A 15,552-nucleotide genomic window follows, 5' to 3' on the forward strand; every position below is an offset into this window, starting at 1 on the left:
TGGCAACCCTCGGCGAAAGCGAGGAGCGCAGGAAGCAAGCGGCAACCGGGCGGCCTTTTCTTTGGTTACTTTCTTTTGGCCGCGCAAAAGAAAGTAACTCGCCCTCGGGTGCGAGAACCCGATTAGATAAAACCGTCGCGTTAGCGATACTTTAATTAAATCTCAACTTACTGCGTAACATCAGTCATAAAGATTCAAAATAACAATTGCCGATCAATCATAGGGTTCTTCATTATCCCTATAGTCATTCTCCAGTAATTTGGCATGCGCGGCGGCGAGCCTTGCTACCGGTATGCGCGGCGCCGAGCAGGAGACATAGTCCAGTTTGGTGTGGTGGCAAAAACGGATGGACTGAGGATGTCCGGCCTGTTCGCCGCAGATGCCGATTTTGATATCGGGCCGGGTCTTGCGGCCCAGTTCCACAGTCATCTTCATGAGTTGACCCACGCCTTTGACATCCAGCACTTCAAACGGGTTGTCTTCAAGCAGTCCCACTTCGTTATAAAGCGGCAGGAACTTGTTTTCGGCATCCTCGCGCGAGAAAGAGAAGGTTGCCTGCGTCAAGTCATTGGTGCCGAACGAAAAGAATTCGGCGATTTCCGCCAGCTGTCCGGCACGCGTACAGGCGCGCACCGTCTCGATCATGGTGCCGAATTTGAAATTCAGTTTGAGCCCGTAAGAGGCCTCAATTTCCTGCTGTATGTCGATGACATATTCTCTTACCCGTCTCAGTTCCTGGGCGGTAATAACTTGCGGAACCATGATTTCCGGTGCAATGCTTAATCCCTGCTGAATGCAGAGGGCAGCGGCCTCGAGGATGGAGCGGATCTGCATCCGGTAAATTTCAGGATACGACATGCCCAAACGCACGCCGCGGTGGCCGAGCATCGGATTGACCTCGTACAGATCGCGGACTTTTTTCAGCATCAGCTGTTTCTTGGCGATGGTTTTGCGAATGACATCTTTGTTCAGCAGGTTGAACGGCGCTGGCAGTTCTTCATGTTCGCCCAGCATTTCCAACGTGACGCGCTGGCCTTTGGCAATCATTTCATATTGTTTGAGTGCCTGTATTTCATCCTTTAACTGCTGCTCGCCGGGCAGGAACTCATGCATGGGCGGATCGAGCAGGCGCACCGTGACCGGGAGCGGCGACATAACCGTAAACAGCTGGATAAAATCCTCCCGCTGTATCGGGAACAGTTTCTTCAACGCGGCTTCGCGGCTTTTCTGGTTGTCGGCCAGTATCATGTCGATGACCAGCGGCAAGCGGTCCTTGGCATTGAACATGCGCTCCGTGCGGCACAAGCCGATGCCGGCGGCACCGTAATCGATGGCCAGGCGGGCGCTCTCCGGCGTGTCGACATTGGCGCGCACCTTCAATTCCGCATACTGGTCGGCCCAAGCCAACAGAGTCTGGAGATCGCCGGACACAGACGGCGTGACGGTCGGAATTTCGCCCAGATAGATCAAACCGGAGCCGCCATCGATGGTGATGATGTCGCCTTCCTGTATGTGAACATTGCCGACGATGGCCTGGCGTGATTTGACATCGATTCTGATGTCTTCGGCGCCGGCCACACAGGCTTTGCCCATGCCGCGCGCGACCACCGCAGCGTGGGAGGTTTTGCCGCCCCGGCTGGTCAGTATGCCCTGAGCGGCAAAAAAGCCGTGAATGTCCTCAGGCTTGGTTTCCTCGCGCAGCAGGATGACCTTTTCGCCGGCGCGCCCCATCATTTCGGCGATATTGGCGTCAAACACGCATTTGCCGCAGGCGGCGCCCGGCGAGGCCGGCAGCCCCTGCGTCAATGGCGGTATTTTATTGTTCGGGTCCAGTTGCGGGTGCAGCAATTGTTCCAGCAATTCCGGATCGATGCGCAGCAGCGCCCGTTCCTTATCGATCAGTCCTTCATTGGTCAAGTCAACGGAGGTTTTGACCATGGCCGCGGCGTTCATTTTGCCACTGCGGGTTTGCAGGCAGTAGAGTACGCCGCGTTCAATCGTATACTCGTAATCCTGAACTTCCCGATAATGGCGCTCGAGCTTATCGCGTAGCTCAACCAGTTGCCGGTACATATCCGGCATTTCCACAGCCATTTCCTGAACCGGCCTGGGCGTTCGGATGCCGGCCACGACGTCCTCACCCTGGGCATTGATCAGATATTCGCCGTACATTTCATTGGCGCCGGTGCCCGGATTGCGCGTAAAGCCGACGCCGGTCGCGCAGTCATTGCCCATGTTGCCGAACACCATCGCCACGACATTCACGGCCGTGCCGTTAGCCATTGCCGGCGTGATGCGGAATTCGCGCCGGTAATCGACGGCGCGTTTGCCCATCCAGGAATTGAATACGGCTTTAATGGACAGCTCCAGTTGTTCATACACGTCTTCGGGAAACGGCCGGCCGGTTTCGTTGCGCACCACCTGTAAGAACAGCTCGCAAATCTGTTTCAGGTCATCCGCGCCCAAATCGGTGTCTGTCCTGACGCCGGCTTGACGTTTGACGTTTTCGAAATGTACGTCGAACTTTTCATCGGCTATGCCCAGGGCGACTTTGCCGAACAACTGAATGAAGCGGCGATAGGCGTCAAAGCCGAAGCGCGGGTCTTGCGTGTCTTCTATCAGTCCTGCCAATGTGGCTTGATTCAAGCCCAGATTCAGGATCGTATCCATCATGCCCGGCATTGACAGCGCCGAGCCGGAACGCACCGAGACCAGCAACGGTCTGACTGGCGCGCCGAATACTTTGCCTGTCGTCTGCTCGACTATGCGCATCTGCAGCTTGACTTCATCCATCAAGCCAATCGGCAATTGCCGGTTTTTCAAATAGTCCAGGCAGGCTTCCGTGGTAATGACAAAGCCGGGCGGCACATTCAGGCCGATCTGGGTCATTTCGCAAAGATTGGCGCCTTTGCCGCCTAACAACACTTTATTTTTACCGTCACCTTCGTGAAAAGAATAAATGTATCGAGTTGTCATGCCTGCTCCCTGAAAAACAGTGAAAACGAGGGTTTATTTGTCGGCCTGTACCTCGGGCGCCAACAGCGTTTTGACATGAACGGCAATACTGGCGGCCAGGGCTTTCAGGTTGTAGCCGCCTTCCAGTATTGAAATCATTCTGCCTCCGCAATAGATGCCGGCAATCTCCATCAGTTCCTGAGTAATCCATTGGTAATCGTCTTCAACGAGCCTGATTGATGCCAGAGGATCGTCCTTGTGGGCGTCAAAGCCGGCTGAAACAAGCAGCAACTCTGGCTTGAAGGCTCTCAGCGCCGGCAAAATGATTTTGTTGTATTTTTGCCTGAACTCCAGGCCTGACTCGCCGGCGGCCAGCGGCACATTAATGATATTGCCGACGCCGGTTTCATTCGGATAGCCCGTGCCGGGATAATGCGGTACTTCATGACTGGAGGCATAAAGCACAGCCGGTTGCTCATAAAAAGCCGTCTGCGTGCCGTTGCCGTGATGGACGTCAAAATCCACGATGGCGATGCGTTTGAGCTGATGATGCGTGCGGGCGTATTCGGCTGCAATGGCGATATTGTTGAACAGGCAGAAGCCCATGGCCCGCTCGGCTTCGGCATGATGGCCGGGAGGGCGTACCGCGCAAAAGGCGTCGTCGGCTTCGCCGGCCAGGATTTTGTCGACGGCATCACAAACGGCCCCTACGGCACGCAAGGCGGCTTTGCCCGAGCCGGACGAAAGCACCGTGTCGGAGTCCAGATAGTGCAGCCCATGCCGGGGCACGGCATTCAACACGTTATCGATATGGGATTGCGTATGGATCAGTCTGATCTGCTGCTCTGTACCAAGCGGCGGCGATGCTTTGATTAAACCTGAGAACTCTGGAGCGTCCAGGACACTGGCTATGCTTCTGAGCCGGTCGGCGCTTTCCGGATGGCTTATGCCCGTGTCGTGAAGCAGGAAATCGGCATGGCTGTAATAAAGTGTCTTCACGACGCCTCGCTTTCAAGAATCTGTTAAAATAAGCTTCTTTTCTACCGATTTTTTGATTTATTTACAAGGAGCATCATGCTAGATCAATACCGCAAACATGTAGAAGAACGCGCAGCTGAAGGAATAGTTCCGAAACCGTTGAATGCAGAGCAGGTTGCCGGTTTGGTCGAGCTGATCAAGCAGCCGCCGGCAGGCGAAGAGGCGTTTCTGCTCGATTTGCTGGCCAATCGCGTGCCGCCCGGTGTTGATGAAGCCGCTTACGTCAAGGCCGGTTTTCTGGCTGCCGTCGCCAAAGGCGAAGTGGCTTCGCCGATACTCGATGCCGCCAAAGCCACCGAACTGTTGGGCACGATGCTGGGCGGCTACAATATCGCGCCGCTGATCGAATTGCTCGATAACAAAGCCCTGGCGCCGATTGCCGCCAAGGCGCTTTCGCATACCCTGCTGGTATTCGACGCCTTCCATGACGTGCAGGAAAAAGCCGAGGCCGGCAATGAATTCGCGCAACAAGTACTCGAATCATGGGCCGAGGCCGAATGGTTCACCAGCAAGCCCGAAGTGCCTGAAAAACTGACCGTGACGGTCTTCAAAGTCACCGGCGAAACCAATACCGACGACCTGTCGCCGGCGCCCGATGCCTGGTCGCGGCCCGATATCCCGCTGCACGCCAAAGCCATGCTGAAAATGCCCAGAGAGGGCATCACCAATGCCGAGCAGCAGATTGAGGATCTCAAGCAGAAAGGCTTTCCGGTTGCCTATGTCGGCGACGTGGTCGGCACCGGTTCATCGCGCAAATCGGCCACCAACTCCGTATTATGGTTTACCGGCAACGACATTCCCTATGTGCCGAACAAACGCGCAGGCGGCGTCTGTATCGGCGGCAAGATCGCGCCGATCTTCTTCAACACGATGGAAGATTCGGGCGCGCTGCCGTTCGAGTGCGACGTATCGAACATGCACATGGGCGATGTGATCGACATCTATCCGTATCAGGGCGCCGTCAAACGCCATGACAGCGATGAAGTCATCGCCGAATTCTCGCTCAAGACCGACGTACTGCTTGATGAAGTCCGCGCCGGCGGCCGCATTCCGCTGATCATCGGCCGCGGCCTGACCGACAAGGCGCGCAAAGTGCTGGGTTTGCCGGCATCGACCGTGTTCCGCCGTCCGGGCAGCCCCGCCGATACCGGCAAGGGCTTTACCTTGGCGCAGAAAATCGTCGGCAAGGCCTGCGGCATGGCCGGCGTGCGGCCCAACACCTATTGCGAGCCGCACATGACCACGGTCGGCTCCCAGGACACGACGGGCCCTATGACGCGCGATGAACTGAAAGACCTGGCCTGTCTGGGATTCTCGGCCGATCTGGTGATGCAGTCGTTCTGCCATACTGCGGCTTATCCGAAACCCGTTGACGTGGAAATGCAGCATACCTTGCCTGATTTCATAATGAACCGCGGCGGTGTGTCCTTGCGTCCCGGCGACGGCATCATCCATTCCTGGCTGAACCGCATGCTGCTGCCCGATACGGTCGGCACCGGCGGTGATTCGCATACGCGTTTTCCGATTGGCATCTCGTTCCCGGCCGGCTCCGGCCTGGTCGCTTTCGCGGCAGCTACCGGCGTCATGCCGCTGGATATGCCCGAGTCCGTGCTGGTGCGCTTCAAAGGCGAAATGCAGCCTGGCATCACCTTGCGCGATCTGGTCAATGCCATTCCGTACGCGGCAATTCAGCGCGGCCTGCTGACGGTCGAGAAAAAAGGCAAGAAGAACGTGTTCTCGGGCCGCATCCTGGAAATCGAAGGCTTGCCCGATCTGAAAGTCGAGCAGGCGTTTGAGTTGTCCGATGCCTCGGCCGAGCGCTCGGCCGGCGGCTGCACGATTCGCCTGAACGAAGCGCCGATCCGCGAGTACATCAATTCCAACATTACCTTGCTGAAATGGATGCTGGCCGAAGGCTACGGCGATGCGCGCACGATCGAGCGCCGCATCAAGGCCATGCAGGAATGGCTGGATAATCCGGTATTGCTGGAGCCCGATGTCGACGCCGAATACTTTGAAGTCATCGAAATCGACCTGAATGAAATCAAGGAGCCGCTGCTGGCCTGCCCGAACGATCCCGATGACGTCAGACCGTTATCGGAAGTGGCTGGCACCAAGATCGACGAAGTCTTTTTAGGTTCCTGCATGACCAACATTGGCCATTTCCGCGCCGCCGGCAAACTGCTGGATAAGCACGCAGGCCGCCTGCCGACCCAGCTGTGGGTGTCGCCGCCGACCAAGATGGACCAATCGCAACTGACTGAGGAAGGCTATTACGGCATTTTCGGCAAGTCCGGCGCGCGCATGGAAATGCCGGGCTGCTCGCTGTGCATGGGCAACCAGGCCCGGGTTGCGGACGGCGCGACCGTGGTCTCGACCTCCACGCGCAACTTCCCGAATCGTCTGGGCAATAACGCGAACGTGTATCTGGCCTCGGCGGAACTGGCGGCCGTATGCTCGATTCTGGGCAGAATCCCGACGGTTGAGGAATACATGCAGTTCGCGCGTCAGATCGACGAGACGGCGGCCGATACCTACCGCTATCTGAACTTTGACCGGATCAAGGCTTATCGGGAAAAGGCCGAAGCCGTAGAGGCAGATAAGTAGCTGTTCTTGCGAGGGTACACATCGCGTACCTTTTCAGAGTCAACAAACTTTGAAAAGGGTATGCGGTGCATACCCTACAGAGTTTAACGGCAGCGAAGCGTCCCGAGTCGAATACCCAAAGGGCACAAGTGAATTCGACCCTACAGCTTGTTATTAACCCGTCAGCGAAGCCAACATCAAAAACAACCCCTGCGTCATTTTGGCAAATGGCTCATAATCGAGCTTATCGGACGTATCCTCAGGCGCATGGTAATAAGGGTACCGATAGAGAGCCGTATCAGTCACCATAAACGCCTTGTAACCGTGCCGCCAGAACGACGAGTGATCGCTCCAGGAGACGCCCGGCACTATTTCCGGAGCCGCAATCGTTTCTAAGGGAAAATCGGTCGATGCGGAAAAGGCCCGGGCGCTTTCGAGCATGACGCCTCGAGATTTCAGGTTGGCAACAAAGGCGATAAAATTGCCTGTATCGGGATAGAAATATTTGAGCAAAGGCGGGTAGGTCTGGCTGCCCGGACTGTTCCTGTAGCAAGCGATGGTTTCCAGCGCGATCATGAAGCGTATCGGTTCGCGGCGCTGTCTGGCGGCCTTGGCGTAAACCATGCTGCCCATCTCATGGCCGTAGAAAAAAGGCGGCTCTTCATTAACAAAAGCGACAAAACGAATGCTGGTATCGGGCTGAATCTCTCTGAACAGGCGCGACAGCTCCAATAACGCCGCGATGCCGCTGCCATTATCGTTGGCGCCGGGGCTGCCGATGACTGAATCATAATGAGCGCCTACCAGAATGTATCCGCCGCTCCGGTTTTTGCCTTCACAAGTGATTTCAAGATTGGCCCGCTCAACGCCTCGATCCATGTAAACAAGCGGCCGGACTTCGTAGCCCTGCTTGTGCCATTCTTCGGTAATGTATTGCGCGGCAGCATTCAGAGCCTGCGGATGAAATATATTGCGTTGCCCAATCTCACCGGCAAGTTTGTAAACATGCGTTCGTAATCGTTCTGTGGATATTTCAGCCATGTTTTATGGACAGTGACAGGGGCTATCAGTTTAACTATTTTCTGCCCCGCTAAAGCCGGTCAGATTTCCTTGCTTTTATGCGCCAGTTTATGGGCATGATTCTCGCAATTATGAGACCAAAATACCACAGAGGCACGAAGTTTTTGACTTGATCTGCGTGCCTCTGGAAGCTATCGCCTAGCGTCGAAAGTTGATTCTACAGTTCCGTCTCTATATTCAGCTCTTTGGGCTTATTCCTTTTGATCAGGAAATAAACCACCGGAATGACGACCAGCGAGAACAGCGTGGAAGCCACGATGCCGAAGATGAAGCTCCAGGCCAGCCCCGAAAAGATCGGGTCCAGCACGATGATGGCGGAGCCGAACACGGCCGCGGCGGCGGTCAGGAAGATCGGCGTCAGACGTATCGCGCCGGCTTCTATCAGGGCTTCCGGCAGCGTCGTTTCGGCGTCGCGGTTGTAGGTGCGCTCGATGAAGTCGATCAGGATGATCGAGTTTCTGACCACGATGCCGGCCAGCGCGATCATGCCGATCATGGCCGTGGCCGTGAAATAGATCGGCGTGGCATAGCCCGCTACCGGCGTTGTGAACAGGTTCAGCAGCCAGAAGCCGGGCATGATGCCGATGATGGTCAGCGGAATCGCGATCATCATGACCAGCGGAATGCCCAACGAGCCGGTCTGGCCGACCAGCAGCACGTAGATCATGACCATGGCCGCAGCAAAGGCCAGACCCAGGTCGCGGAAGACGTCGACGGTGATTTTCCATTCGCCTTCGCCGGCCATGTCGGCCGAGTAACCTTCTGGCAGAGGGTTCTCGTCGAAGTAGTCGAACATATCCAGTATCGCTTCAACAGGACTGCGGCCGGCCATTTCAGCGGTTACATAAGACAGCCGCTGCAGGTTTTTATGGTAGATGGTCGGATCACCTGACTCGACGGTCATCGTACCGATTTCACCCAGCGGCACTAAGTGCCCCTGGTCCGATTTAACGCGCAATGAGAGCAGATCGGGCAGTGTCGAACGGATGGCACGGGGCAGTTGCAGATAGATTTCCAACTGTTTGCGTTCGGTCATGACATGCACGGAACCCGCTGGCGATCCCTGCAATGCCAATTGCAAAGTTTGGGCAACTTGGGCTACGGTAATGCCGTTTAGGGCCGCTTTCTCACGGTTTACGCGGAAGTGTATCTTTTCATGCTCGGCATCGACCATGTCGTCAACATCAACCACGCCTTCGGTCTGGGCCAGTGCCCCTTTGATACGGTTGGAAACATTGATGATGTCTTTATAGGTCGCTTCAGGCGGGCCATACACCTCGGCGACCACGGTCGACAGCACGGGCGGGCCGGGCGGCAGCTCGACTATTTTAAGTTTGGCGCCGTACTCTTTGCCGATGCGCTCGACTTCAGGCCGTATGCGCAGGGCGATATCATGCGATTGATGTTCGCGATGCTCCTTGTCGATCAGACTGATACGCACTTCGCCGACATAGCTGCCCTGGCGCAGATAGTAATGCCGGACCATGCCGTTGAAATCCATCGGCGAGGCCAGGCCGATGTAGGATTCATAATCGGTCACTTCATTGACAGTGGATAAATAGCGGCCTAAAGCCTGGGCAACCTCGTCGGTCTGCTCCAGCGTCGAACCTTTGGGCATGTCGATGACCAGTTGCAGCTCGTTCTTGTTGTCGAACGGCAAAAGCTTGAGCGGCACGGCACGGGTGACGGCCAGCAGGGCGGAGGCGATAAAGGCGATAATAATGATGCCGATAAACAGCCAGGCGCGCCGTGGCGAAGCCACCAGTGGAGTCAGGATTTTATTATAGATGCGGTAACTGGCACTTTTTTTCAGCTCGAACGGTTCGCCGTGGTCCTTGCCATAGTCGCCTTTCAGCATTCGGTAACTGGCCCAAGGCGTCACGGTGAAGGCGATAATCAAGGACATCAGCATCGCGATAGGCACGTTGAAGGCCATCGGCGCCATGTAAGGGCCCATCATGCCGGTAATGAAAAACATCGGAATGAAAGACAGGATAACGGCAAAAGTCGCGAGAATGGTCGGCGGCCGGACTTCGTCGACGGCCGTCAGCAATGCGCGCAGCGGCGGTTCCTTGCGCAGCTTGTAATGGCGATGGATGTTTTCGACGTCAACGATCGGGTCGTCAACCAACAGGCCCAGCGACAGGATCAGCGCGAACAGCGTGACGCGGTTGATGGTATAGCCGAAGATCAGGTCCAGCAGCAGTGTAACGGCGAAGGTCATCGGCACGGCGATGGAAACGATAAATGATTCCTTCAAGCCCAGGCTTAACGCCAGCAACACGATGATGGTCAGGATCGCGATGCCTAAATGCTTAACCAGTTCGTTGACCTTATGGTCGGCCGTTTCGCCATAGTTGCGGGTAATGGTCACGAGCAGATCGTCGGGAATTATGGTGCCGCGCAATGCTTCAGTGGCTTTAATGACGTCCTCGGCGACGCTGACGGCATTACTGCCTTTGCGCTTGGCGATGGCGATCGTCACCATCTGTCTTTCCTCGCCGGCCTGAGGCTGATCGCCTACCGCCTTGCCGACCGTACGCATGTGTTCGGCAGCGGGGCCGAAGCCGATGCGCGTGTAATGCTGCACATCGGCCGGGCCGTCCTCGATGCGCGCAACATCGCGCAGATAGACGATGCGGCCATCGATGCTTTTAATGACCGTCGAGGCCACATCTTCAGGCGTCCGATAGAAAGGGCCGGCTTCCAGCAGGATTTCGCGGTTGTTATGCTCGAAGGCGCCGGCCTGCACGTTGATGTTGGCTTGCATCAGCGCCTGTTTGATTTCCAACAAAGTAGTGTTGCGTGACGCCAGTTTGCCTGGATCGGGATAGACGGAAATGCGCCGTGGCGCCGCGCCGACGACCCAGCTTTTGCCGACGTTTTCCACCGTGCGCAGTCGTTCGATCACTTCATCGGCAATGCGCCGCAGACTCATGGATTCATAGAGCTGGTTCGGCGCCGACAGGGTCAGCAATACGATCGGCACGTCGTCGATTTCCACAGGCTTTACAACCCAGTTGGTCACGCCGGCCGGTATGATGTCCTGATTGGCAAATAGTTTGTCACGGGTTTTGATGACGCTGTTTTCGCGGTCTTCGCCGACAAAATAGCGGACCGTGATCACGGCTTCGCCGGGCCTGGACATTGAATATACGTATTCTACGCCGTCGATTTGCCGCAACAGGACCTCCACCGGAGTCGCCACCAGTTTTTCAACTTCTTCGCTGCTGGCGCCCGGGTATTGCACGAACACGTCCATGACCGGCACGACGATCTGCGGGTCTTCCTCGCGCGGTGTCAGTACCAGCGCCGCTGCACCGGCCAGCATGGAAATGATGAGAAACAGCAGCGACAGTTGCGAGGTCGTGAACAGCCTGACGATACTGACCGTGAAGCTGTCTTTTTTTTCAGGCTCGGCCGGTTGGACCGCCTTGGGTTGATGCTCGCTCATTCTGGTGAACCGTTATTGATCAGTATGGTTTCGCCGTCGCGCAGGCCGGACAGGACTTCGACTTTATCGCCGTACTGTTTTCCAGGGCGGATATGGCGTGTATAGATATGATTGTCTTTAACGATGGTGACCGCTTCGAGCTGGCCATAGTGCAGCACGGCGGATGCCGGTATCAGGATGGCGTGATGCTCCTCGGTGCAGTTCAGCAGCAGCCAGCCCAGCAGGCCGGGCTGCAGCCCTTCAGCCTTTGGCAGCGCGGCTTTGACCAGCTGGGTTCGCGTTTCTATATCGATCTGGGGAGTGATCTCATCGATTTTTGCTTTTAAAATCTTATCCAGGGCATCGATGCGTATATCGACTTCCATGCCGGTACGGATGCGGCCGGCGCAGAAATTCGGAATCGCGACTTCCAGACGCAAATCCTCGGGTTTTTGCAGAATAACGATAGGTTCGCCCGCCAACCCCATGTCGCCCGGTTCTTTCAGCCGTTGGGAAATGATGCCGTCAAAAGGCGCGCGCAGATTGTTTTCGCCTAGCGAGATGCGCAACTGCTCGACGGCGTTGGCGGCCTGTTTGACATTGGCCTGCGCGGCTCTGGAACGGGCAATGACGGCGTCGTAATTCTCGCGCGTGGCGGCCTGTTTTTCATAGAGGACTCGGGTTCTCTTTTCGTCGGCCACCGCTTGAGCGGCTTGCGCTCTGGCCGCCGCCAGGCGCGCCTGGGCTTCGTTCAGGCTTGCCGTTGCTTCACGCTCGTCCAGCCTGGCCAGCACCTGGCCTTTTTTGACGCTGTCGCCGGCATTGACTTCAATGCCGATGATGCGGGCCGTGTATTTGGGCGCTATCTTGGCGACCGTACGCGAACGGATCGTGCCGGGCCAGAACTGGACATCATCGGTCTTGCTCTGGCCGACAGTCAGTGTTCGGGCATTGGGCGGGACCGGCCGGGCCGCAATCGCCTGCGTGCCCGGTTCTACTTTATCACCGGCGCCGATAAGGCCCAGCGCATAAAGAATGACCAGGATAAGCCCTATAATGGCGGCGGCCGGGATAAGCCATTTGCGCTTCGTGGCCGAATTGTGATCTGTCATAAAAAGTCCTTTATTTCCAATTGCCTAATGCTTTATTGAGTTCGGCTTCCGCCTGCAGGGCATCGTACCGGGCGGCGATGACGCGGGAATTGGCCTCGTCGCGCGCGACTTCACTTTCAATATAGCGTGTGATGGTGACGACATCGGCCTGGCGCTGCTCGCTGACGAGGCGGAAAGCTTCTTCCGCGGACGAGACCGAAACGGTTGTGACTTTGACCCGGTCCAAGGCCTCCTGAAGCTTCAGATAGGCGGTTTTAACGTCATTTTCGATGTCGAGCTGTATTTTTCGGGCGATTTTTTGGGCCTCCGCAAGTTGCCTTTCAGCTTTTTTCACATTCTCGCTGGTGCGAAAACCCGAGAAGACGTCAACTTCGACCTGGACGCCGGCCGTGACATTGTCGCGGCTGGTCGAATAATCGAGGTTCTTGCTGTCGGAGCCGTAGCTGAGATAAGCATCAGCTTTGGGCAAGTGAGCGCCTTTGGCAGCGCTGAGCTTACGCTCGGCAATTTCAACCTGTTTTTGGGCCGCTTCGGCTTCCGGCCGCTGCGCGATAGCCTGAGCCAGCAGCGTTGAAAAAGGCTTGTCGAGCTGCGGCAATTGCCAGGATGAAGCCTCGGCAATCGCAAACGGATCTCCGGCATTGATGCCCATCAGGGTTTTAAGTCCGCTTTGGGCCAATTCTATGGCATTGGCGGCCCGGATTTCGGCATCCTGAGCTTCGGCCAGTTGCACTTCCAGCGACAGTACATCGGATTTAAGAACCGTTCCGGCCTCAAAGCGCGTGCGGCTTTGTTCCAGCTCGCTTTTGACGGCGTCAATGGAGCGCTGGGCGACTTTATGCGCTTCTTTGGCGGCCAGTACACCGTAAAACGCCGAAGTGACCGACTGGATCAACTGGTTGCGAGTCGCCGATTCCTCGAGCGTTGCCGCATCCACGCCCAGTTCGGCGGCTATTTTGTTTTGATAATCCTGGCCGCCGTTAAAAAGAGAATAGGTGGCGATGACTTCCGGACGATAATTGTCGACGCCGCCAGGATGGTTGAAGTCAGTGCCGCCGAAATCCAGCCGCCGCTGCGAGATGATCATGCTGAACGCGCGGGCCGGGTTGTCGGAATGCTCATAGGACAGCCGCGCTTTCACTTGCGGATAAAAACTGGCCCGTGCTTCGCCTAATTGGGCCTCAGCCTGCGCAATACGCTCGTGCATGACCTGCAAGCTCGGATTATTGTCCAGTGCGTAATTGACAGCCTGTTCGAGGGTATAGTAGGTATTGTTTTCGGCGACTGCCGTGACGGAATAGCCAACGCTATTCAATAATAAGGCCGTAGCGGCGGCGGTAGCGCATTTTGATAGATCAAACATTGTGTGTGCCGTTTTTTTGTTGTTATTTCCAGTCGGAAAAGCAGCCTAAGATACACTTTAGTATATTAGTAAAAGTTAATGTAGTCTATTAACTCTGCTTTCCATTGTCCCAAACTACCCATCTGTTAATGCATAACATTATGATTGAATTCGCTAAAAAAGATAAATTGGCTGTTAAATTGTGCATGGGCATTGCCGCAGTGCTGTCAGGCAGTATAAGTTTTTCCATGCCTGCTAAAGCCGCCCAGGCCGAAAATGGCAAACCCGTGAACAAAGCCTGGGTTTTGCCGTCTTTAATCCTGAATGACCTCGATGGAAAAGAGCATAAACTGAATGACTGGCGCGGCAAAGTCATCATGATGAATTTCTGGGCAACCTGGTGCAGGTCGTGTCAGATTGAAATTCCGCATTTCATGAAATACCAGAAAAACTATGCCGGGCAGGGACTGCAGATCATCGGCATCGGCCTTGATGAGGCGCAAAAATTACGCAATTATGTCCGTACCCTGGGTATCAATTATCCAATTTTGCACGCCGGCCCCGAGCGGCACCATGCATTGTTGAATCAATGGGGCGACCCGTCAGGCGTCCTGCCTTTTACCGTTATCATTGACCGTGAAGGCCGATTGGTTTTTAAGGAAATCGGCGTATTCGATGATGAGGCGTTCGAAACGATCGTAAAACCATTACTTGAGCAACCCACTGTGCTCAAGCCTTAAATATGATCTTGTATTTGCCAATCCAGCGGATATTTTGTCATAACCTGTTCCAGATAAGCTGTCATTTTCTCGGCGATCAGCGCTTGTTTGACCCGGTCTTTTATGGCGGCAAATTCTTTATGCTCGGCAGGCTTGCGGTCCAGGATCATGACCAGATGCCAGCCCTTGGGCGTATGAATAACGTCGCTGACCTGATTGTCAGGCAGTTTTTTCAAGGCCTGTTCAACCGCATCGAAACCGGTGCCTTCCTGCAGCCAGCCCATATCGCCGGCATGCTCGCGGCCATAGGGATCAATGCTGTACTCGGCCGCCAGTTTGAACAGGCTTTCACCGGCCAGGATGCGCCGGCGCAATGCTTCGGCCTGTTCTTTTGAGGCCGCGACAAGCTGGCCGATTTGTCTGCGCTCGGGTACGTAGCCGATGTTCGGATGTTTCCGGAAATAATCGAGCAACGCCTTGTCATCAGGTATCCATCGCTGTTCCTGCTCCGCCAATAGCATTTTTGTGCTCAGATAATGGCCGTAATCGGCCATCTGCTCTTCGACATTAATGCCTTCGGCAACTGCCGCACGCGCCAGAACCATCAGCTCCAGCCATTCGTTTACTCTGTTTTTAATTTGTTGAGGATCTGCGTTAGCGCCGCTTTGCGGCGGTACCAGATCGGCATATCTGATAGTGTATCTTGTAGCTTCCGCCAGTACTGTATCGGCTTTTACGTTTTTATCCAGGCGCTCGAAGTAAGTTTTGATCCGGGCTTGCTGTTTAAGCTCGGCGATGCGCTTTTCCTTTAATGCCTTGAATTGCTGGGCGATATACGAGGCCCGGGCCGCGGCGAGCGCATCAGTGTTGTTTTTTAAATCGCCTTTCAGCCGGTTTTCCAGCTTGCCCGGAACGCTGATCTGATCGCGTAGATGCGTTAAATAACGTTGAGCCAGCAGCGAAGTGCGGAAATTGCTCATTTCCTGTTTATAGGCCTGCGTTTCAGTCTTGCCCAAAGCGACGGCTTCCTGATAAAGCGCTTCCGATCTGGCCAGCCGCATCAGCATATCGCCGCGCAGATAAGCCTGATCTTTTTCATCCATAGCCGGAAACTGGCTGGCGAAAGGCGCCGCATTCATGGCTTTTTCCAGTTGCTGCTCGGTAACCTGGCCGCTGCCGACTTTGACCAATACGGTGTCGGCTACGGCGGCGCCGCAGGGTGTGCAGGACAGCCAGAATAATAAGCTGATCTTTTTTAAAGGCATAAAAACTGTCTCATCCAAGCAT

At 55.5% G+C, this 15,552-nt stretch carries 9 protein-coding genes; 2 read left to right on the top strand and 7 right to left on the bottom strand.

From position 1 onward, the window contains the following. Nucleotides 1-213: 213 nt before the first annotated feature. Together ppdK and V2P20_RS14470 are read right to left on the bottom strand one after the other, a co-directional pair. The gene (gene ppdK / locus V2P20_RS14465) at nucleotides 214-2,976 is read right to left on the bottom strand and encodes a pyruvate, phosphate dikinase (protein ID WP_331819507.1); all 2,763 of its coding nucleotides are present in this window, start codon (nucleotides 2,974-2,976) and stop codon (nucleotides 214-216) included. A 33-nt stretch (nucleotides 2,977-3,009) separates the two neighbouring features. Further along, nucleotides 3,010-3,954, bottom strand: coding sequence for a histone deacetylase family protein (locus tag V2P20_RS14470; protein WP_331819509.1), 945 nt, complete (start codon nucleotides 3,952-3,954; stop codon nucleotides 3,010-3,012). Between the two features lie 75 nt (nucleotides 3,955-4,029). On the opposite strand from V2P20_RS14470, the gene acnB reads away from it, so the two are divergent. Beyond that, nucleotides 4,030-6,600: a bifunctional aconitate hydratase 2/2-methylisocitrate dehydratase gene (gene acnB / locus V2P20_RS14475; RefSeq protein WP_331819511.1), complete on the top strand. Its 2,571-nt coding sequence runs from the start codon at nucleotides 4,030-4,032 to the stop codon at nucleotides 6,598-6,600. Between the two features lie 153 nt (nucleotides 6,601-6,753). Here the strand turns inward: acnB and V2P20_RS14480 are convergent, their stop codons facing one another. The 4 genes from V2P20_RS14480 to V2P20_RS14495 form a co-directional block, all read right to left on the bottom strand. Then, nucleotides 6,754-7,620, bottom strand: coding sequence for a M28 family peptidase (locus tag V2P20_RS14480; protein WP_331819513.1), 867 nt, complete (start codon nucleotides 7,618-7,620; stop codon nucleotides 6,754-6,756). 196 nt (nucleotides 7,621-7,816) lie between these two features. Beyond that, nucleotides 7,817-11,113, bottom strand: coding sequence for an efflux RND transporter permease subunit (locus V2P20_RS14485; protein ID WP_331819515.1), 3,297 nt, complete (start codon nucleotides 11,111-11,113; stop codon nucleotides 7,817-7,819). Further along, nucleotides 11,110-12,204, bottom strand: coding sequence for an efflux RND transporter periplasmic adaptor subunit (locus V2P20_RS14490; protein ID WP_331819517.1), 1,095 nt, complete (start codon nucleotides 12,202-12,204; stop codon nucleotides 11,110-11,112). The genes V2P20_RS14485 and V2P20_RS14490 overlap by 4 nt, the downstream gene beginning before the upstream one ends. A 10-nt stretch (nucleotides 12,205-12,214) precedes the next feature. Beyond that, the gene (locus V2P20_RS14495; protein ID WP_331819519.1) at nucleotides 12,215-13,567 is read right to left on the bottom strand and encodes a TolC family protein; all 1,353 of its coding nucleotides are present in this window, start codon (nucleotides 13,565-13,567) and stop codon (nucleotides 12,215-12,217) included. Nucleotides 13,568-13,707: 140 nt separating this feature from the next. On the opposite strand from V2P20_RS14495, the gene V2P20_RS14500 reads away from it, so the two are divergent. Beyond that, nucleotides 13,708-14,286, top strand: coding sequence for a TlpA disulfide reductase family protein (locus V2P20_RS14500; RefSeq protein ID WP_331819521.1), 579 nt, complete (start codon nucleotides 13,708-13,710; stop codon nucleotides 14,284-14,286). Here the strand turns inward: V2P20_RS14500 and V2P20_RS14505 are convergent. Beyond that, nucleotides 14,283-15,530 carry a peptidyl-prolyl cis-trans isomerase gene (locus V2P20_RS14505; RefSeq protein WP_331819523.1) on the bottom strand — a complete coding sequence of 416 codons (1,248 nt, stop codon included), beginning with the start codon at nucleotides 15,528-15,530 and terminating at the stop codon, nucleotides 14,283-14,285. The genes V2P20_RS14500 and V2P20_RS14505 overlap by 4 nt on opposite strands. Between the last annotated feature and the right edge of the window lie 22 nt (nucleotides 15,531-15,552).

The sequence above is a fragment of the Methylobacter sp. Wu1 genome, from assembly GCF_036553575.1.
In the GTDB taxonomy this organism is placed as follows: domain Bacteria; phylum Pseudomonadota; class Gammaproteobacteria; order Methylococcales; family Methylomonadaceae; genus Methylobacter.

Excerpts from the sequence above, each read along its gene's own strand:
- ppdK (WP_331819507.1), bottom strand. The coding sequence starts at position 2,976 with ATGACAACTCGATACATTTATTCTTTTCACGAAGGTGACGGTAAAAAT.
- acnB (WP_331819511.1), top strand. The coding sequence starts at position 4,030 with ATGCTAGATCAATACCGCAAACATGTAGAAGAACGCGCAGCTGAAGGA.
- V2P20_RS14480 (WP_331819513.1), bottom strand. The coding sequence starts at position 7,620 with ATGGCTGAAATATCCACAGAACGATTACGAACGCATGTTTACAAACTT.
- V2P20_RS14485 (WP_331819515.1), bottom strand. The coding sequence starts at position 11,113 with ATGAGCGAGCATCAACCCAAGGCGGTCCAACCGGCCGAGCCTGAAAAA.
- V2P20_RS14490 (WP_331819517.1), bottom strand. The coding sequence starts at position 12,204 with ATGACAGATCACAATTCGGCCACGAAGCGCAAATGGCTTATCCCGGCC.
- V2P20_RS14495 (WP_331819519.1), bottom strand. The coding sequence starts at position 13,567 with ATGTTTGATCTATCAAAATGCGCTACCGCCGCCGCTACGGCCTTATTA.
- V2P20_RS14500 (WP_331819521.1), top strand. The coding sequence starts at position 13,708 with ATGATTGAATTCGCTAAAAAAGATAAATTGGCTGTTAAATTGTGCATG.
- V2P20_RS14505 (WP_331819523.1), bottom strand. The coding sequence starts at position 15,530 with ATGCCTTTAAAAAAGATCAGCTTATTATTCTGGCTGTCCTGCACACCC.